The sequence below is a fragment of the Xanthomonas sp. NCPPB 3761 genome, assembly GCF_041475705.2.
GTDB lineage: Bacteria > Pseudomonadota > Gammaproteobacteria > Xanthomonadales > Xanthomonadaceae > Xanthomonas > Xanthomonas phaseoli.
In genome coordinates, this window is the sequence record NZ_CM191262.1 from 1547116 (window position 1) to 1567215 (window position 20100).

Annotated in this window: 13 protein-coding genes; 10 read left to right on the forward strand and 3 right to left on the reverse strand. The window is 64.2% G+C overall.

Annotation, left to right across the window (positions count from 1 at the left end; genetic code table 11):
- Window positions 1-40 precede the first annotated feature (40 nt).
- Together ACCQ00_RS06775 and ACCQ00_RS06780 are read right to left on the reverse strand one after the other, a co-directional pair.
- Entirely contained in the window at window positions 41-2734 is a 2694-nt protein-coding gene (locus ACCQ00_RS06775) for a TonB-dependent receptor (RefSeq protein ID WP_372354090.1), read from the reverse strand.
- A 502-nt stretch (window positions 2735-3236) separates the two neighbouring features.
- Window positions 3237-4640 carry a helix-turn-helix domain-containing protein gene (locus ACCQ00_RS06780; protein WP_039568309.1) on the reverse strand — a complete coding sequence of 468 codons (1404 nt, stop codon included), beginning with the start codon at window positions 4638-4640 and terminating at the stop codon, window positions 3237-3239.
- Between the two features lie 138 nt (window positions 4641-4778).
- Here ACCQ00_RS06780 and ACCQ00_RS06785 point away from each other — a divergent pair, with 138 nt between their 5' ends.
- The 7 genes from ACCQ00_RS06785 to ACCQ00_RS06815 all read left to right on the forward strand — a co-directional run bounded on the left by ACCQ00_RS06785 (window position 4779) and on the right by ACCQ00_RS06815 (window position 13150).
- A complete protein-coding gene (locus ACCQ00_RS06785) occupies window positions 4779-6284 on the forward strand; it encodes a CoA-acylating methylmalonate-semialdehyde dehydrogenase (protein WP_039568312.1) in 1506 nt (501 codons plus the stop codon).
- Between the two features lie 10 nt (window positions 6285-6294).
- Window positions 6295-7476: an acyl-CoA dehydrogenase family protein gene (locus tag ACCQ00_RS06790; protein WP_017155589.1), complete on the forward strand. Its 1182-nt coding sequence runs from the start codon at window positions 6295-6297 to the stop codon at window positions 7474-7476.
- Complete coding sequence (locus ACCQ00_RS06795; RefSeq protein ID WP_039568316.1) at window positions 7473-8270, forward strand: enoyl-CoA hydratase; 798 nt, start codon at window positions 7473-7475, stop codon at window positions 8268-8270. Before ACCQ00_RS06790 ends, ACCQ00_RS06795 begins: the two co-directional genes overlap by 4 nt.
- Window positions 8270-9457: an enoyl-CoA hydratase/isomerase family protein gene (locus tag ACCQ00_RS06800; protein ID WP_039568402.1), complete on the forward strand. Its 1188-nt coding sequence runs from the start codon at window positions 8270-8272 to the stop codon at window positions 9455-9457. Before ACCQ00_RS06795 ends, ACCQ00_RS06800 begins: the two co-directional genes overlap by 1 nt.
- A 150-nt stretch (window positions 9458-9607) precedes the next feature.
- Entirely contained in the window at window positions 9608-10510 is a 903-nt protein-coding gene (gene mmsB / locus ACCQ00_RS06805; RefSeq protein WP_017155592.1) for a 3-hydroxyisobutyrate dehydrogenase, read from the forward strand.
- Between the two features lie 220 nt (window positions 10511-10730).
- Window positions 10731-11708, forward strand: coding sequence for a cation diffusion facilitator family transporter (locus ACCQ00_RS06810; RefSeq protein ID WP_372354091.1), 978 nt, complete (start codon window positions 10731-10733; stop codon window positions 11706-11708).
- 158 nt (window positions 11709-11866) lie between these two features.
- Complete coding sequence (locus ACCQ00_RS06815) at window positions 11867-13150, forward strand: aspartyl/asparaginyl beta-hydroxylase domain-containing protein (protein ID WP_039568322.1); 1284 nt, start codon at window positions 11867-11869, stop codon at window positions 13148-13150.
- A gap of 19 nt (window positions 13151-13169) precedes the next feature.
- Here the strand turns inward: ACCQ00_RS06815 and ACCQ00_RS06820 are convergent, their stop codons facing one another.
- Complete coding sequence (locus ACCQ00_RS06820) at window positions 13170-14672, reverse strand: tetratricopeptide repeat-containing sulfotransferase family protein (protein WP_039568325.1); 1503 nt, start codon at window positions 14670-14672, stop codon at window positions 13170-13172.
- A 142-nt stretch (window positions 14673-14814) separates the two neighbouring features.
- Between ACCQ00_RS06820 and ACCQ00_RS06825 the strand changes: the two genes are divergently transcribed.
- The 3 genes from ACCQ00_RS06825 (at window position 14815) to ACCQ00_RS06835 (ending at window position 20098) form a co-directional block, all read left to right on the forward strand.
- A complete protein-coding gene (locus tag ACCQ00_RS06825; protein WP_039584113.1) occupies window positions 14815-15288 on the forward strand; it encodes a hypothetical protein in 474 nt (157 codons plus the stop codon).
- Window positions 15289-15321: 33 nt separating this feature from the next.
- The gene (locus ACCQ00_RS06830) at window positions 15322-16929 is read left to right on the forward strand and encodes a tetratricopeptide repeat-containing sulfotransferase family protein (protein WP_039568329.1); all 1608 of its coding nucleotides are present in this window, start codon (window positions 15322-15324) and stop codon (window positions 16927-16929) included.
- Between the two features lie 316 nt (window positions 16930-17245).
- Entirely contained in the window at window positions 17246-20098 is a 2853-nt protein-coding gene (locus ACCQ00_RS06835) for a TonB-dependent receptor (RefSeq protein ID WP_039568331.1), read from the forward strand.
- Window positions 20099-20100: the final 2 nt, after the last annotated feature.

Below are 20100 nucleotides of genomic sequence, written 5' to 3' on the forward strand. Positions count from 1 at the left end.
ATCGGCTGCACAGCAGCCTGTGCAGCCGATCGGGCGATGCTCAGAACTTGTAGGTGGCTTCCAGCTGGTAACGACGACCGAACAGCTGGTAGCCGCCATCGTCCTGATTGGCCAGGCGATTGGGCTTGTTGTCGGTGTAGGCGCGCAGCGGCTCGTTGGTGAGATTACTGGCCTGGAAACGGAAGCCGAGCTGCTTGCTGTATTGCCAGTTCAAGCTCAGATCCACCGTGCCTTCGCTCTGCAGGCGCGCCAGCCGTGCGGCATTCCAGCCGTACACCACCGTGTAGGGGCTGTGGTACTTGTAGCCCACGCGCGCTTCGAAGGAGCCGGTGCTGTACCACAGGTCGAAGGTGCCGGTCTTGCGTGCCAGCCCGCTCAACGGCAGCGGGTTGTCTTCCGGCGAGAATTCCTTGAGGTTGGAATCCACCAGCGAATAGTTCGAGTAGACGCCGAAGTTTTCCATGTGCGGGATGAAGTAGAACGGCGTCTGGAAGGTGAGCTCCACGCCATTGATGTAGCCGCCACCACCATTGAACGGCGCGCTGACCAGGTAATCCAGGCCGTTGATCGTTTCGCGGTCGGTACGGTAGCCGATGCTCGAATCCACTTCCTTGCGATACACGGCCAGAGCGGCGAGCGCTTCGGTATGGAAGTACCACTCGTAGGAAACATCGACCTGGGTGGCCTTGAACGGGTCCAGCTGCGGATTGCCGCCGCTGCCGGTGAGCTGGCCAACGGTCACGCTGGGGTCGTCCAGGCGACGGCCGGTGCGCAGCTCGTCCAGCGGCGGACGCGCGATGACCTTGGCCACCGCAAAGCGCAGGATGCGCTGGTCGTCGATCAGGAAATTGAGCGTGGCGCTGGGCAGGACGTCGGTATATTCCTTGCTGCCGGTGCTGGGCTGGATGGTGCTGCCGACCGAATCGAAACCCTCGCTGGTGGTCTTGGTGTTGACCAGGCGCACGCCGACATTGCCGGTGACATCGGTGCCGAACAGCTGCGAACTGAAGACCGCCTTGGCGAAGGCTTCGCGCACGTCTTCCTTGACGTTCCAATGGTCGAGCAGTTGTTCGTCGAGCGTGCTCGGATCGAACCCGCCAAAGCCGATGCGTGCGATCTCGGCCATGTTGCCGCCGGTCAGCGTGGGCACGTTCAAGTCGGGCATGTTGACCGGGTAGATCAGGTCCTGATACGCCGAGATCGGCTGGTCGTAGCCGGACTGGTTGCTGAGGAAGCGACGGTTCTGTTTTTCGCGACGTGCGGCGCGTGCGCCGAACTCCAGCGAGGTGAACGGGCCGGCATCCACGGCGCGGCTGGCATTGAGTGCCAGCGCAGCGATCTTGTCGCGCAGGGCCTGCGGCTCGGTCTGCCCGGCAATGCCGTATTCGGGCGTGTCCGAGCTGGTGCTGATGGTGGGGGTGACGCTGCGGCGGAAATCGAACGAGATGGTGTCCGGATTGCTGCCGAAACGCACCGCCTGCCAGGTGTTGTCGCGCTTGGCCTGCGAGAACGACAGGTCGCTGCCCAGGGTCCACACATCGCCGCTCCACTTGGCGTTCAAGCCGCCGGCGGTGAGTGTCTTGACCTCGTTGTAGTGGCTGACCACATGGTCGACCTGCAGGTTGGAATTGGCCAGCGTGCCGGCCACCACATCGCCATCGACGATGGTGTAGGACGAGCCCGGCGTGGTGTATGGATTGGTGCTGCCGGAGAAGGTGCTGAAGGCCAGCCCGTTGAACCAGTTCTGCAACTGGTCTTCGTCGATTTCGATGCGCGAATACAGCCCGTCGAATTTCAATTCGAAATTGCCCGAGCGCCACTGCACGGTGCCCATCGCGCCGGTGCGGGTCTGGTCGATCAGCTTGAGCTGGTCGGTCGCGCCCCATGGGGTCGGGTCCACGCTGCCGTCGCCATCCACGTCGCGCGAGGTGGTGGCATCGGTATAGCCCCAGCTGCCGATCGAGGAGCTGGCGTTCTTCTGCTTCTGGTAGGTGGCGCCGAACGCCACCGCCAGGTTGTCGTTGAGCTTGTGCACCCAGCTGGCGCCGAAGCGGCTGCCCCACGGGCTATAGCCGTCCACATCCTTGGCGTGGTCGTAGAACACCGGGCCGGCGGTGCCGACGAATCCCGGCCCGGTGTAATCGAGCGGGCTGATGGTGGAGATGTCCACGGTGGCGGCAAGACCGCCGGCGACGAGATCCGCAGACTGGGTCTTGTAGACCTTGACGGTGGAGACGATCTCGGTGGGGAAGACCTCCCAACGCACGGCGCGATTGGGTTCGGAGGAAGCGATTTCGCGCCCGTTGACGGTGCCCATGGTCATGCGCGGGCCCAGGCCGCGCACGGTGGCCAGGCTCTCGTTGCCGCGGTCGCGGGTCCCGTTGACGCCGGGCAGCCGCACCAGCGCTTCGGCCACGGTGACGTTGGGCATCTGGCCCATGTTGTCGGCGGAGATCACTTCCACGACGTGATCGGACATCTGCTTGGCCTGCACCGCCTGATTCAGGCTGGCGCGCTGGCCGATCACGGTGATGTTGTCCAGCGTCACCGGCGTTTGGCCGTTGCCCGCAGCCGGGCTGGCGTCGCCTGCGGGTGGGGCGGCGGGGGCGCTGTCTTGTGCGTGCGCGCCGAACGCGGTCGCCAATACGCAAGCGATGGTGGTGCACAGGATGGCGCGCACTGGCGTGCGGCGCAGGCGCCGGCTGGCCGGATGGCCGGTATGGTGAACAGGCATCGGTTGATCCCTCCCAGGACAAAGTGACCGAAGACGGTGGTAGCTGCTGGTGCGGCCAGCCGCGTGGAGCGGGTCTGGCGCATCCGCGCGGGTGTGGTCGGTGGTGCTGTGCTGCGTGATCAGTGTTGGTCGTTTTTTTGCGTGACGCCGGAAGCGCGCTGCGTCGCGCTGGCGTCCCCTGTCTTGCATGTGTCCGCTTCAGGGTAGAAGCGCAAGCCATTCCATTCCAATGAAGCATTTTGCGGAAGCTATCTCGGCTTGGAATGCTGCGCTGCGGCACTCGCGCTTGCTTGGTCCCCGTCGGAGGTGCGGGCGGTGATGCGGCACAGGGGCTGTGGCATGGGGGCGGGTACTTGGCTGACTTGGGCTGATCCGATTGCCCGATGGTGTCGCCGCTTTTCCGACAGCGGCAGCCTCCAGATGGGCCGATGCAATCGACCCGGGGCAGTGTGTCTGTCGTTGCGATCGCAGGCCGACGCACGGCCACTTTCGATGACCAGGTTCAATTCCCACCAACCGGCCAACGCGCGCGCGCGGGCAGGCGCGGCAGCGCAGGGAAGGCGCGCTGCACGCAGTCGCTGCGTTCGCAGGTCAGGCAGCCCGGGCCGATCGGTACTGCATCGTCGACCGCGTTCAGATCCCAGCCGCGCGCATACACCAGTTGATCGGCGTGGCGCAGGTCGCAGCCCATTGCCAGGGCAAACGTCTTGCGTGGGCGGCCATACCCGGGCGGGCCGCTGCTGACCTGGCGGGCCAGCCAGAAATAGCGCCGGCCGTCGGGCATGCGCGCGATCTGGGTGAGGATGCGGTCGGGCTGGTTGAACGCCTCGTACACGATCCACAGCGGGCAGGCGCCGCCGACATGCGAGAAATGGAAATCGGTGGCCGAGTGGCGCTTGGATACGTTGCCGGCGCGGTCCACCCGCATGAAGAAGATCGGCAAACCGGCTGCCCCGCGCCGCTGCAAGGTGCTGAGCCGGTGACACACCGCTTCGAAGCCCACGTCGAAGCGGTCGGCCAACCATTCGATGTCGTAGCGTGAGGTTTGCGCGCTGTGCAGGAACGCGCTGTACGGCATCACCAACGCGCCGGCGAAGTAGTTCGACAGGCCAATCCGCGAGAGCGCGATGCGTTCGGCGTCTTCGAAACCGGCATCGGCAATGCGCGCGTCCAGCAGCGGCGCGCATTCCAGCAATGCCAGTTGTGCAGCCATCTGGAATGCCTGCTGCCCCGGCCGCAAGTGCGCCGGCAGCCACAGCACGCGCGCTTGCGCATCCATGCTGCGTTTGTCGTGGTGCAGGTCGGCGGCGTCCTGCACCAGCAGGCCATGACGATCGGCCAGCCGTTGGCGCAGCCGCAGCGGCAGATTTTCCGGGGTCAATCCGAGTTCGGCGTAAAGCGCTTCGGCGCGCTCGTCCAGCTCGGGCAGATAGTTGTGCGCGCGGTTGAAGTAGTCGCGCACCTGCTCGCCGGGCGATAGCGATGGGATTGCCGCGTGCTCGACCCCGACCTGCAGCTCCAGCGCAGCGTTGCGTTCGAGCAGCTGCTGATGGGCGCGGTGCAGGTCCAGCAGTGCCTGCGCTACCTGCGGCAGGTTGCCGGTGAGTGCGCGCAGCTCGGCCGGCAACAGCGTGTGGCCCAGGCTGCGCAGCGATTCGTCCAGCGGCTCGACCAGTGCGGCCGGGTCGTCCAGATCCAGCAGGCCGTCCAGGTCGCCCAGCGCGGTCTTGAGCCGCTGCTGGATGGCCAGCGTGAGCGGGCGCTGGTTGCGCTCGATCTGGTTGAGATAGCTCGGCGACAGTTCGAGCCGGCGCGCCAGCTCGGCCTGGGTCAGGCCATGGCGCTGGCGCAACCGCTGCAGGCGCAGGCCGAGCTGGTGGCGGAGTTGAGCATGCGACTGAGGCATTCGCAAGATTCGCAAGATTGTGTCGCAAGCTTAGCGCGATTAAGCATTTGTGGGCTGGGAATGGCGGGCGTCGATGCAAACAATGCGAAGCCATGGCCTGCGACGGCCCGATGTCCTTCTCAACGAGCGAGCCCTGCAATGCGCCAATCCGTCCCCCGCGTCTGCCTGTTGATCGATGGCGAGTTGGTGGTGTCCGCCAGCACGCAGTGGCAGGACGTCGTCAACCCGGCCGACCAATCGGTGCTGGCCCAGGTCCCGTTCGCCACCCCCGCCGAAGTGGATGCCGCCGTGGCGGCGGCCAGCCGCGCCTTCGTGACCTGGCGCAAGACGCCGATTGGCACCCGCGCGCGTATTTTTCTCAAATACCAGCAGCTGATCCGCGAAAACATGCCCGAATTGGCTGCGCTGCTGAGCGCCGAGCAGGGCAAGACCTTGGCCGATGCCGAAGGCGATGTGTTCCGTGGCCTGGAAGTGGTGGAGCACGCCGCGGCCATCGGCAACCTGCAACTGGGCGAGCTGGCCAACAACGTCGCCAACGGCGTGGACACCTATAGCCTGCTGCAGCCGTTGGGCGTGTGCGCGGGCATCACCCCGTTCAATTTCCCGGCGATGATTCCGCTGTGGATGTTTCCGATGGCAATTGCCACTGGCAACACCTTCGTGCTCAAGCCCTCCGAGCAAGATCCGATGGTGACCATGCGGCTGGTGGAGCTTGCGCTGGAAGCCGGCATTCCCAAGGGCGTGCTCAACGTCGTGCACGGCGGCGAAGACGTGGTCAATGCGCTGTGCGATCACCCCGACATCAAGGCGTTGTCGTTCGTCGGTTCCACCAAGGTGGGCACGCACGTGTATCAACGTGCCTCGCTCGCCGGCAAACGCGTGCAATGCATGATGGGCGCCAAGAACCACGCCGTGGTGTTGCCGGACGCCAACCGCGAGCAGACGCTCAATGCGATGGTCGGTGCCGCATTCGGTGCTGCGGGGCAGCGCTGCATGGCTGCCTCCACGCTGGTCTTGGTCGGTGAAGCGCGCGCGTGGATTCCGGAGTTGGTAACCAAGGCCCAGAGCCTGAAAATCGGCGCCGGCAACGCCCCGGGCACCGAGGTCGGTCCGCTGATTTCCTGCGCCGCGCGCGAGCGGGTGGAAGGCTTGATCGCCTCCGGCGTGGAGCAGGGCGCCACGTTGGAACTGGATGGGCGCGCGCCGCAGGTGCCGGGGTTCGAGCAAGGCAACTTCGTCGGCCCGACCATCTTTTCCGGGGTCAAGCCAGGCATGCGCATCTACGACGAAGAAATCTTCGGGCCGGTGCTGGTGATCCTGGAAGCGGCCACGCTCGACGAGGCCATCGCGCTGGTCAACGCCAATCGCAACGGGAACGGCACGGCACTGTTCACCCAATCCGGCGCGGCCGCGCGGCGTTTCCAGGAAGACATCGATGTGGGCCAGGTCGGCATCAATGTGCCGATCCCGGTGCCGGTGCCGCTGTTTTCCTTCACCGGCTCGCGCGCTTCCAAGCTCGGCGACCTGGGCCCGTACGGCAAGCAGGTGGTGATGTTCTACACCCAGACCAAGACCGTGACTGCGCGCTGGTTCGATGACCAGACGCTGGGCCATGGCGTCAACACCACCATCTCCCTCAAGTGACCCGATCGCCATGAATGCAGCCATCCAGCTCCACCCCAATGCGGCCGATCTGAACGACGAGCAGGAAGCCTTCCGCGCTGCCGCCCGCGACTTCGCCGACAAGGAACTCGCCCCGCATGCAGCGCAGTGGGACGCAGAAGGTCACTTCCCGCGCGAAGCCATCGCCAAGGCCGCCGAGCTTGGTTTTTGCGGCCTTTACACCGATGAAGGCGTGGGCGGCCTGGGCATGCGTCGGCTCGATGCGGCGGTGGTGTTCGAAGAACTCGCCACGGTGGATCCGTCCACCTCGGCGTTCATCAGCATCCACAACATGGCCACCTGGTTGATCGCCAGCTATGGCACCGAGGCGGTGCGCGCGCAATGGGGCGAGGCGATGACCAGCGGCGCCAAGCTGGGCTCGTACTGCCTGACCGAGCCGGGCAGCGGCTCGGATGCGGCATCGCTGAAATCACGCGCGCAGCGCGACGGCGACAGCTATGTGCTCAACGGCAGCAAGGCCTTCATCTCCGGCGCCGGCGCAACCGACGTGCTGGTGGTGATGGCACGTACCGGCGAAGACGGTGCGCGTGGCATCAGCGCCTTCGTGGTGCCGGCCGATGCGCCGGGCATCAGCTACGGCCGCAAGGAAGAGAAGATGGGCTGGAACAGCCAGCCTACGCGGGGCGTGAGCTTCGAAAACGTGCGTATTCCGGCCGAGAACCTGCTGGGCAAGGAAGGCGAAGGCTTCAAGATGGCGATGAAGGCACTGGATGGTGGCCGCATCAATATCGCCGCGTGTTCGTTGGGCGCCGCACAAGGCGCATTGGACGCGGCGCGTCGCTACATGGGCGAGCGTCGCCAGTTCGGCAAGAAACTGGCCGATTTCCAGGCGCTGCAGTTCAAGCTGGCCGACATGGCCACGCAGCTGGTGGCCGCGCGGCAGATGGTGCACACCGCCGCGCGCAAGCTCGATGCCGGCAGCCACGATGCCACCGTGTGGTGTGCGATGGCCAAGCGCTTCGCCACCGATGCCGGCTTTGCCATCTGCGACGATGCCTTGCAGATTCACGGCGGCTACGGCTATATCCGCGAATACCCGATCGAGCGTTTGCTGCGCGATAGCCGCGTGCACCGCATTCTGGAAGGCACCAACGAGGTGATGCGCATGATCGTGGCGCGCCACCTGCTCAATGGCGAGGAGGAATTGCGATGAGCGACTGGGAAGGGCGCCTCCACACCGGTCTGCAGGTCGAGCGCGACGGGCACGTGGCCATCGTGACCTTGAGCAACCCACCGGCCAATACCTGGACCGTGCACAGCCTGGCGGCCCTGCGCGACCTGGTGCGCGCACTGGATGCCGATCGCAGCATCTATGCGTTGGTGATCACCGGCGAAGGCGAGAAGTTCTTCAGCGCCGGTGCCGATCTCAAGCAGTTCGCCGACGGCGACAAGGCCAACGCACGCGAGGCCGCGCGCCGGTTCGGCGAAGCATTCGAAGCCTTGAGTGCGTTTCGCGGGGTGTCGATCGCCGCAATCAACGGCTATGCGATGGGCGGCGGGCTGGAGTGCGCGTTGGCTTGCGATCTGCGCATTGCCGAGCAGCATGCACAGCTCGCGTTGCCCGAAGCCAGCGTTGGCTTGCTGCCGTGTGCAGGCGGCACCCAGAACCTGCCGCGCCTGGTCGGTGAGGGCTGGGCCAAGCGCATGATCCTGTTGGGCGAACGCATCGATGCGGCAACCGCCCAGCGCATCGGCCTGGTTGAAGAAGTGGTCGGCAAAGGCGAGGCGCGCGCGCTGGCGGTTGCCTGGGCGCAGCGGGCCGGTAAGCAGAGCCCGGTCAGTGTGGCGGCCTGCAAGCAGCTGGTGCAGTCCACCCGCCATGGCACCCACGCAGCGGCCTTGATTGCCGAGCGCGAAGCCTTCGTGGATCTGTTCGAGCACGCGGACCAGGCCGAAGGTGTGGCTGCATTTCTGGATAAGCGCGCGCCGCAGTGGAGCCACCGCTGATGGTGCAGGTCAGCGCAACCGACGAGGCACCGGTGCTGTTCGGGCAGCGTGCATGCGCCGATGGGCATCGCATCGGCATTGCCACCTTGAATGCGCCCAAGACGCTCAATGGCCTGTCGTTGCAGATGACGCGGTTGCTGGATGCCCAGTTGCGCGCCTGGGCCGACGACGCGCAGATCGCATGCGTGGTGTTGCGTGGCGCTGGCGAAAAAGCGTTCTGTGCTGGTGGCGATCTGCATGGCCTGTACCAGAGCATGCGTGCGCACCGCGATGCGGTGCCCGACCGTGCAGCGCGATGCGCAGCGCCGCAGGCAAATGCGCACGCGGCCGCGTTTTTCGAAGAGGAATACCGGCTCGACTACCGCATCCATACCTATCCCAAGCCGCTGCTGTGCTGGGGCCACGGCATCGTGATGGGCGGTGGCATCGGCCTGATGTCCGGCGCCAGCCATCGCGTGGTCACCGAACGCTCGCGGCTTGCCATGCCGGAGATCAGCGTGGGGTTGTTCCCGGATGTGGGTGGCAGCTGGCTGTTACGTCGCGTGCCACAGGGGGCTGGCCTGTTTCTGGCGCTGACTGGCGCGCCGCTGGATGCCAGCGATGCCATTTACGCGGGATTGGCAGATGTGCGCCTGGAGCATGCGCAGTACGCGGCAGTGCTGGATGCGCTGGGCGCGCACGCATGGACGGGCAATGCCGACAACGACCGCACCCAGCTCAGCGCGTTCCTGCATGGCATTGCGCAACCGACCGCGCCGGGCCCGCTGCAGCTGCACGCACAGTTGATCGAACGCCTGGTATCCGGCGAATCACTGGAGCACGTTGTGACTGCAATCCTGGCGCTGCAAGCCGAAGACAGCTGGCTGCAGGCCGCGCGCGCCATCTTGGCGGCCGGTGCCCCGGGCTCGGCGCGGCTGGCGTGGGAGCTGCATCGCCACCCGGACACCGCGACGCTGGCCGACACTTTCCGTACCGAATACGTGGTCGCGTTGCATGCGGCGGCACACGGCGATTTTGCCGAAGGCATCCGCGCGCTATTGATCGATAAGGACCGCCAGCCGCACTGGCAGCCTGCATCGCTGGAGGAAGCCGATGCGCCGTGGGCCGCAGCCTTCTTTGTTGCGCCCTGGTTGCCTGCATCGCATCCGCTCGCCGATTTGGGGGCAGGCGAGTTGGGTGTGCAGTGAGTGGCTGGTGCCTTGCGACGTGCGTTCGGCCCACGCCGGATTGCATCGCGGTCGCCATGTCTACCTGGGTCGTGGCAGCTGGAACTGGCGGCGGCTCCGCGCACCAGCAATCGATGATGATCCCGGCTCTCTCTTGAAGATGGTCCTACTTTGGAAACCGACACCATGAGCAAGATCGCGTTTATCGGCCTGGGCAATATGGGCGGGCCAATGGCTGCCAATCTGATCAAGGCCGGGCATCAGCTGCGGGTGTTCGATCTCGCGCCGGCTGCCATCGATGCTGCCGCAGCGGCCGGCGCGCAGGCTGCCAGCTCCGCGCAGGACACGCTGGTCGATGCCGAGGTCGTGATCTCGATGCTGCCTGCAAGCCGGCATGTCGAAGGTGTGTACCTGGGCGAGTCCGGCATCCTGGCGCAGATCCCGGATGGGGCCCTGGTCATCGATTGCAGCACCATCGCACCGGTGTCTGCGCGCAAGGTGGCCGATGCGGCCAGGGCGCGTGGCCTGACGATGCTGGACGCCCCGGTCTCCGGCGGCACCGCCGGTGCTGCAGCCGGCACGCTGACCTTCATCGTCGGCGGCGCTGCCGATGCGCTGGAGCGCGCACGCCCGGTGCTGCAGGCCATGGGCAAGAACATCTTCCACGTCGGCGACAACGGAGCGGGGCAGGTCGCCAAGTTATGCAACAACATGGCCCTGGGCGTGATCATGGCGGCCACCGGCGAAGCGCTGGCGCTCGGCGTCGCGCAGGGCCTGGACCCTGCGGTGCTGTCGCAGATGATGGCGGTCAGTACCGGGCGCAGCTGGGCCACCGAGGTGTGCAACCCGTGGCCCGGCGTGCTGCCCAATGCACCGGCTTCGCGCGGTTATAGCGGCGGCTTCGGCAACGACCTGATGCTCAAGGATCTGGGCCTGGTTGCCGAGTCGGCAGTGCAGGCCGGCGTCTCGATTCCGCTCGGTGAGCTGGCGCGCAACCTGTATGCAATGAACAGCCAGGCCGGCAACGGGGCGCTGGATTTTTCCAGCGTGGTCAAGCTGGTCGCCAAGGTCTAGAGCCACCTGGCTCGCGCCGCGGATTGCTGGAAGGGCGGTGGCGGTGCTGACATGCTTCCAGACCATGACTGCATCCCTCTCGCGTTGCAGTAGCGCAACCACTGCGCCTTGTGCGGCACGCCGCACGGCTCGCGTGATGTGATGTCATTACGCGCAGGTGTAATAGTCTCCGCCATCGCGTGCGCCTAAGGTGCGCGCATTGCAGCAGACCACGACATCCATGGGACACGACCACAACCACGCACCCAGCGAAATCCGTCACGAAGCACCCTTGTGGTGGGCACTGGGGTTGACCGCCACCTTCCTGCTGGCAGAGATCATCGGCGCATTCGTGACCAACAGCCTGGCGCTGCTGTCCGACGCTGCGCATATGGCCACCGACACCGTCGGCCTGATGATCGCGCTGGTCGCGGTGCGTCTGAGCCGTCGCCCGGCCGACGCGCGTCGCACCTATGGTTATGTGCGGCTAGAAGCGCTCGGCGCGCTGGCCAATGGCGCGCTGTTGTTCGCAGTGGGCGGCTACATCCTGTGGGAGGCCGCGCAACGCTTCCGCGCTCCGCAGGACATCGGGTACAGCGGCATGCTGCTGATCGCAGGCTTCGGCCTGGTGATCAATCTGATCGCGATGAAGCTGCTGCACGCCGGCAGCGGCGAAAGCCTTAACGTCAAGGGCGCCTATCTGGAAGTCTGGAGCGACATGCTCGGCTCGGTGGCAGTGATCATCGGTGCCCTGCTGATCCGCTGGACCGGCTGGCAGTGGATCGACCCGGTGCTGGCTGTGCTGATCGGCCTGTGGGTCTTGCCGCGCACCTGGGTGCTGCTGCGCGAGGCGATCAACGTGTTGCTCGAAGGCGTGCCCAAGGGGATCGACCTGGCTCAGGTGCAGCAGGCGTTGACCAGCCACCCTGGCGTCGAGGACGTGCACGACCTGCATGTCTGGGCGCTGGCCTCCAGCACGCCGGCGCTCACCGCGCACATCGTGGTCAATGAGACCGCCGACCGCGACCGTCTGCGTGATGCGCTCGGCGCCCTGTTGCATGAGCGCTTCGATATCGCGCACGTCACCTTGCAGGTGGAAAGCGGCGACTGCGGCACTGAACCTTGCGGCACGCCCAAACCGGCGGCAGGCACGGGCCATGACGCGCACCATGGGCACGCTCATGCGCATGGGCACACGCATGGCGGGCATTCCCACTGATCGCCAGTGGCGCACGGGCGAGCATTCCGAGCCGGTAGCAATGCACCTTCGCCAAGGGTCGCGGCGCGATGCCGTCATCGGTGCGCCGCGGGCTTGCTGTCGCCCGGTCATCCAGGCCGTATGATCCGGACGGGAATGGCTGACGGGCGACACGTGGCATGGGGGGACAGGTCGAGCAGGTCAACGAGCAGATCGCCGCGCTGATTGCGCAGGCCGGTACGGCTGCATCGGCCGGTCAATGGCAGCAAGCCGAACGGCTGTGGGGACATGTCCACCAGTTGGCGCCCGCGCATCCGCACGCCTTGTACAGCCTAGGCGTCCATGCCCATCAACGTGGCGATGCGGTTGCAGCGCTGGAGTATTTGATGGCAGCGCGATCAAGCAATCCAGGCGATCCGATGATCGTATTGACCATCGCCGTGGTGAAGCAGGCGCAAGGCGATCTCGATGGCCAGTGGCAAGCCATCATCGCAGCGCTGGCGCTGGATGCGTATTTTTTGCCGGGCTTGCTGGCCAAAGCCGCATTCCTGGAAGCGCGCGGGCGGCCGCACGCGGCAGCCGGGGTCTATCGCGATGCGCTCGCCGTCGCGCCGCCGGAGCCTCAATGGCCAGCCGTGTTGCGCCGCAAACTGCTGCACGCGCAACAGGCGGTCGAGCAGGACACGCTGGAATTGGAAGCCAGGTTGCGGGCCGCATTGGAGATTCCGCGCACGTCAGTAGACGCGGCCCTGCACGGCCGCTGGGACGAAGCTGCGGCGATCGCGTGTGGTCGCACCAGGCCATTTCATTCCCAATCCAATCGCCTGCATATTCCGCGCCTGCCGGCGTTGCCATTTCACGCGGAAGCCGCATTCCCCTGGATCGACGAGCTGCAGCGTCATACCGATGCGATCACGCACGAACTGCGTGCCGTGATGGATGAGGACGCGCGTGGATTTGCTCCTTACATCGCCTACGGGCCCGACCAGCCGGTCAATCAATGGAAAGACCTCAATCATTCGCCGGCATGGAGTTCCTACCCGCTCTGGGCACACGGCCAGCCAGTGGAAGCGCATCTGCAACGTTGCCCGGCGACCGCGTACGCATTATCGCTGGTGGATGCGGCGCAGATCGATGGCGTCTGTCCGAATGCCATGTTTTCCGTGCTGGCGCCGCACACCACCATTCCTCCGCACCATGGCGAAACCAACGCCCGGTTGGTGGCGCATCTACCGCTGATCGTGCCGGAGCACTGCAGCTTTCGGGTAGGGTATGACTGGCGACGCTGGGAAGCCGGGAAAGTGCTTGTGTTCGACGATTCGATCGAGCACGAGGCACGCAACGACAGCGCGCAGGTCCGGGCAGTCCTGATTTTCGACGTCTGGAATCCGCTGCTCAGTCAGGAGGAGCGGGCAATGGTCAATGCCATGGAAGCTGCCATCGCAGCGCACCGGGGCGGATGAGCGCTTACTTGTTCGCTGATCAATCCGGGAGCGGGACGCCGGCCTTGCCGAGAGCGATGCGCAGCGGAGCAAGCTGCGTCGCATACGATCTCCAGCGTCCCGAAGCCTCGCCGTGCAAGGGGCGGCGGACTTGCCAGTAGCTTGCGGTTCGCACCGCACGTTCCGCCAGGTGGAAGTCCAGGCACGCCGGCTCCCAGGGCAGTTGCAGGAATTCCAGCAAGGCGCGCAGGGTCGGCTCGGGCGCGGCCACAAAGGCATCGTAGTCGAAGGTATGGATGCTGTCCGGGTAGAGCGACATCCAATGGTTCATCAAGTGGTGGTACGCGCCATAAAAATGCCCGATGTCTTCCAGCTTGCCCGCGTATCCGAATCCGTGCGGATTGAGCTGTTGCATAAAGATCGATAGCCCATTGTCCAACGGATGACGGCGCGTATGCACGATCCGTGTCGATGGGAACAGGCGTTTGATGAAGCCGATCAGCTGGAAATTGTCCGGGCGCTTGTCGGTGATGTAGCGCAGCTGCGCTTGGTCGGGAACGACTGCATCGAGGTGCCGCCGATAGCTGAGGGCGAGCTGCGCGAGCATCTGTTGCGAGAGCGTACTGACGGTTTGCGGAAACGGAGATAGCCTTTGCGCGACCAATCGGGGGAGCGCATCCATCTCGCCGCCCGCAGCAACTTGTGAGTGGCTCGACAGTGCATGCTCGATCAGCGTAGACCCGGAGCGAAACATTCCACAGATAAATAGCGCAGGCGTTGCGTCGTGTGCACCTGCATGCGGCAGCGGCGTAGATTCAACAGCCACGCGGTCGAATGCGGCCATCAATGCGTCGAAATGACGCTGCGTGCGTTGCGGGTCGTATGTGGGTACTTGCGCATAGGCGTGCCGGTTGGCAGCGGTGGCCGTATCGAATGCATGCCGATGCTGGCCAAGACGGTCGTAGGCATGGGCCAGCGCATGCAGCACGGTCGCCACAAGCGGCGGCTCCAGTCCTTGCACAGAGATCGCCTGGGTCAGGCCAATCATGCGCGGGTCGTCGACGGCGGTGGGTGGGTTCAGATGCAGCAACCTTGCAGCAGCCTGCAATTGCAGTGCCCGCGTCGCTGGATCGACCGGAGCGATGGCAAGAAGCTGCGTATAGGCGGCAATGGCATGAGCACGTGCGCCCAGCTCCTCGTGCAGATTGCCCAGATTCAACAGCGCGGGAGGATAGGCCGGCCGGCAATGTAGCGCCAGTTCGAGTTCTTGCAACGCCGCGGCGGCGTCATCGAGGTGCTCGCTGAGCAGTACTGCGCGATTGAGATGGATCTGCTCCGGTGCCGCCGCTCCGCATGCCAGCGCCTGTGCATACGCCTGTAATGCTGCAGGGATGTCGCCGGTGCGGCGGAACAGGTACCCCAGGTTGTACCAGGCATCGGCGGCGTGTGGGCGGTCCCGCACGATCGATTGATACGCAGCAATCGCCTGTTGCAGGTGACCTTGCTGCAGGAGGTGCGCTGCCCGCTGATCAGAGGTATTCAATGCGCTGTTCCGGCTGGCGATGCAGCAATTTGGACCATTGCAGCTTAGGTGGGGTGCACATGCCGTTCAATCGGTGCCGGGCAGCAAGCACAAGCGGCAATCCCACCGTCGTCCACTTGCCTTGTATGCTCGTCTGCAGGCGATGACCGAAGACCGACAGATGGCCAGACCGATGCAATGGGTGCCGATCCTGCTGAGCTGCGCAGGCAGCGTGTCGGCGCAGGAGCCTGCGACGCATGCATGCGCTTCGGTGATCGATCCACTGCCGCGCCTCGCCTGCTATGACGCCAGTTATCCCCCGTCGGTGGCGGTGCGGGCGGCGGAAGCCGACAGAGGCATGCGCGAATTTGGGCATCACGCGGCCCATGCGCCCGCAGCATCCACCACGCAGTCCGCCCCGTCCCAGGTGAGCGCGACCGTGCTTGCCGTGGCCTATCAAGCCGATGGCACCCGCCTGGTGTCGTTGGATACACAGCAGCGCTGGGCGTTGACAGAAGCGAGCAGTCGCGGTCATCTGGCCGAGGGCGAGCGTGTCGTGATTCGCAAGGCAGCCATGGGCAGCTACATGCTGGTGACGCCTGCGGGCGTTGCGCTGCGCGCGCGTCGTGTCGACTGAGCGGACGATGCAATGCATGGAGAGGAGAGTGGATTGACCGAGTTACAGCTGCGCAGCATCTTGCGGGAAGGGTACCAGTGGCTGCGCCAGGGCCGTTACAGCGAGGCGATCCATCTGGCAGAACGCGCCTGTCTGGAGTATCCGGACCAGGCGCATTTGCTGGAATTGGCCAGCGAAGCCCACCTGGCACACGGCGACCCGCACACTGCAGGCGAACGGATCGCGAGGGCAGCGGCGGTCGCGTCGGCACCGCTTGCTCTGTTGATCAAGTACGCCAGCCTGCTGGTCCAGCTGCGACGCCGGCATGACGCGTTGTCGGTCGCCCGACAAGCGCACGCCCTGGCTGAAACCGATGGCACGGCGTTGTGGCGGATTGGTGCGTTATACAGTGCCTGCCACGATGTCTGTGCTGCCCGCGACACCTACCAGCAGGCGCTTGGGCTGTTGGGAGAACCGCCACCGCTGTTGTACGACCTGGCCACCATGCAATTTTTTGGTGGTGAGTTCGATGCCGCAGAAACCACCCTGCAGCGCTTGCTGCAATTGGCGCCAGGGGCGGGCGATGCGCTGTATCTGCGCGCCACCTTGCGCCGGCAGACCGCGCAGCGCAATCATCTGGACGATTTGCGGCAACGGCTGCAACACACGGTGCTTGCCGAGCCCTCTGCCAGGGCGGCGGCACTGTATGCGCTGGCCAAGGAACAGGAAGATCTGGGGCTGCATGCAGACGCGTTCCAGACTCTTACCGCAGCTGCGACCGGCAAGCGCCAGACCTTGCAATACGATGTCGCTGCCGAATGCGCGCAGATCGCGGCGGTGCGCCAGTGCTACGACCAGACCGCGCTACGCGCGCTGCAACCCGGTCATGGCGGTGAAGGCCTCATTTTCATCGTCGGCTTGCCACGGTCGGGGACGACCTTGCTGGAGCGTCTGCTCATCCAGCACGGTGATGCGCGTTCGGCTGGAGAGCTAATGGATTTCGGCATGGTTCTGGGCGAGGCGACCGCCCGCGTCGTGTCGGCCCACCCAGGCCTGACGGCGGTGCAGGCATCGCTGAAAATCGATTTCGCTGCGCTCGGACAGGAGTACCTGCGGGGCGCCCGCGAGGTCGTTCATGGCCACCTGGTGGTGATCGACAAGATGCCGATCAACTATCTCTACTGTGGCCTGATCGCGACCGCGCTGCCGAAAGCGCACATCATCCATCTTGCACGCGATCCGCTCGATACCTGTTACGCGATGTACAAGACCTTGTTTTACAACGCCTATCCGTTTTCTTACGCGTTGGACGAGATCGGCGAGTATTACCTTGCCTACCGTCAAATCATGCAGCACTGGCACGCAGTGCTGCCGGGCAGGATTCTGGATGTGCATTACGAAGCACTGGTCAGCGAGACCGAACAACAGATCGCGCGCGTGCTGCACCACTGTGGGCTAGCCGCAACCGACACAGTGCCCGAGCTAAGCGCGGTGGCGTTCGTTACTGCGAGCGCAGCGCAAGTGCGCGGGGAGGTGCATCAACGTTCGGTGCGCAGCTCCCGCCGACATCTGGCAGGGCTTGCGCCGCTAGTGAAGCAGCTTCAGGACGCAGGGGTATCGCTCCCGCAGTTGAACGAGCTGGACGCCGCTATCGGTCAATGACGCTTCAACAAACAGGCGCGTCACAAGCGACCCCATCAGGTGCGATCCTAGACGCACTTATTGTGTGATCGCTGCACTTTTTTGGGGCTTTCTTGCACCAATCAGGAGCGATGCTGAACGGGGGTTTAATTATCTTCGACATCGTCTTAACATCGGGTCGGCAGCGTTTTTTCGGGCGCCGTTTCGCCTGCCGCTAGCCACTGTGAGCATCGCATCGCGATGCCTTGCCTACGCCGCCGCAGCCGTGATGCCTCTGCATCAATGCAGATGCATTGCAGTGTGCTGCGCTTATCCGTTCGGATCGTCGGAGAGAGAGATGAGATTGAAGACCACCAAACTGCGCGATGCCATCAAGATGTCGCTCACCGCCGGCGCAGCTGCGCTGGCATTGACTGGCACCGTGATGGCGCAGGAACAGCCCGCCCCGGAACTTAAAAGCCTGGACGCTATCAGTGTCACCGGCACGCGCATCAAGAGTCAGACGATGACTGCTTCCAGTCCGGTCGCAGAAATCAACAAGGAAGAATTCCAGTACACCGGCTCGACCAAGGTCGAAGATCTGATCAATCAGTACCCACAACTTGCTGCCTCGTTCGATAACTTCGCCAACAACGGTTCCCAGGGTTATGCAACGGTCGACCTTCGCGGGCTGGGCGCGCAGCGCACACTGACCCTTGTCAACGGCCGACGCATTCCCAAGGGAATCGGTGAAAGTCCGGATATCAGCATCATTCCTGCAGCGTTGGTGCGCCGGGTGGACATCCTGACCGGCGGCGCCTCTGCGGTGTACGGCTCCGACGCGGTTGCCGGCGTGGTCAATTTCGTGCTGGATGACGAATTTGAAGGTGTGAGCGTGGATATGGGCTACAACGGCTATCAGCACGACAACAGCAACAAGTTGATGCGTGGGCTGATGGACGAGGCCGGCTACGATTATCCCACCGGTAATTCCGGCTTGGACGGCATCTCCCGCAACGTCGACCTCGCGATCGGTGGCAGCTTCGGCGAATCCGGTCATGCAACCGCCTGGGCCACCTGGCGCGAGAACGATCCCTTGCTGCAAGGGCAGCGCGACTACTCCGCATGTGCATTGAGCAATCGCGGCACTGCCTGCGGCGGCTCCGCAACGGCTGATCCTGCAAATTTCTATGTGGTAGCGCCATCGGCCGGCGCGTTCTACGTGCAGCCTTCTGCCAGTGGAACCTGGTCGCAGGTCGCTTCGCCGAACCTCTACAACTTTGCACCGCTGAATTATTACCAGCGGCCGGACACGCGTTACACCGCCGGTACCAATATCAAGTATGAGGTCAACGAACACTTCAAGCCCTACCTCGAAACATTGTTCGTCAACCGCAAGAGTTCGACCCAGATCGCGCCCTCCGGTGCATTCTTCACCGACCTCAACGTCAACTGCGCGACCTCGGTGATCGGCAGCTTGTGCAACGATGTCGGCATTACCGACGACGAGTTCACCATGTATGTGGCCAAGCGCAACGTCGAGGGTGGCCCACGCATCACCGAGTCGGATACCAATAGTTTCAGCATCACGACCGGCGCACAGGGCGATATCAACGACAACTGGTCGTACGACGCCTCGTTTACCTACAATCGCAGTACCACCAAGTCGGAAAACATCAACGACTTCGTGACCACCCGGGTGCGCGATGCATTGCTTGGCTGCCAGCCGGGATCCTTCGACGGCTGCGTGCCGTACAGCGTCTGGAACGACAGCGTCACCGCCGAACAGGCGCAAGCATTGCAAGGCGTCGGCATCGTCAACTACGAAACCTCGATGCGTGTATTCAATGCGTACGTCACCGGTAATTTCGGCTATAGCCTGCCTTGGGCTGGCGATCATCCGATCAGCGTCGTTGGTGGCGTGGAAACCCGCACCGAAACCTTCAAGCGTGTTGCCGACAGCAATATGCAGACCGGCAACTTCACCGGCCTGGGCGGACCGACCTCCAACGTCTCCGGCGATATCAGCGTCAAGGAGCTGTTCCTGGAAGGCGCGGTGCCATTGCTGGCGCAAGCGGGCAGCCTGGACCAGCTGGACATGCAGCTTGGCTACCGCTATTCGGACTACGACATTTCCGGCGGCGTGAGTACGTACAAGGCGGGCCTGGGAGCGACCTTCGCGGATGGCAAGTACCATGTGCGTGCAGGCTGGAATCGTGCCATCCGTGCGCCGAACATCACCGAGCTTTACAACGAAAATACGATCGGGTTGTGGAGTGGTAGCGACCCCTGCGCCGGTGCCAATCCCACGTTTACCCAGGCGCAGTGCGCCAACACCGGCGTCACGGCCGCGCAGTACGGACGCGTGGCGGCCAATCCGGCGGGGCAGTACAACGAGATCGGCGGCGGCAACACCGCGCTGCAGCCGGAAACCGCCAATACCTGGACCATCGGATTCGCTGCCAGCCCGGTCAAGGGGCTGGATCTGAGCGTGGATTACTACGACATCAAGATTGACGATGCGATCCGGGCCATTGGTTCTTCCAACATCCTGACCGCGTGCGGTGTGACCGGTAATGCGGACCTGTGTAGCCGTATCCGCCGCAATGCCACGACCGGCGACCTGTTCCGCGGCAGCGATGTGGACACCTCCGGCCTGATCTTCAACTCCCAGGACAACTTCGGTTCGTTGCACTTCCAGGGCGTGGATCTGACGGCCTCCTATGCCTGGAGCATCGGGCCGGGACGCCTGACTGCCTCGATGATGGGCAGTTATGCCATCAAGCAGGAATACGAGCCGGTTCCGGGCGTGCAGCAGGTGACCTACGACTGCGCTGGCGTGGTGAACGTGGCATGCAACAGTGCCGAATGGCGGCATGTGCTGAGCACGCGCTACAGCTTCGATCGCTACACCGTTGGCCTGCGCTGGCGTTACATCGGTGAGCTGGACTACCGGAACACCGATGGCACCGCCGGTACCACCGACGTGCGCTTGGTCAATCAGGACAACAAGGTGTCGGCGTACAACTACTTCGATCTCTCCGGGTCGATGCAGCTGGGCGATTACGTCACATGGACCCTGGGTATCAACAATATCGCCGACAAGGAGCCGCCGCTGGTGGGCGGCAGCTTGACCTTCAATGCCAACTCGTTGGGTGGTTACGACCAGGCTGGACGCTATTTCTTCACCAGTGTGGGTCTGCGTTTCTGAGT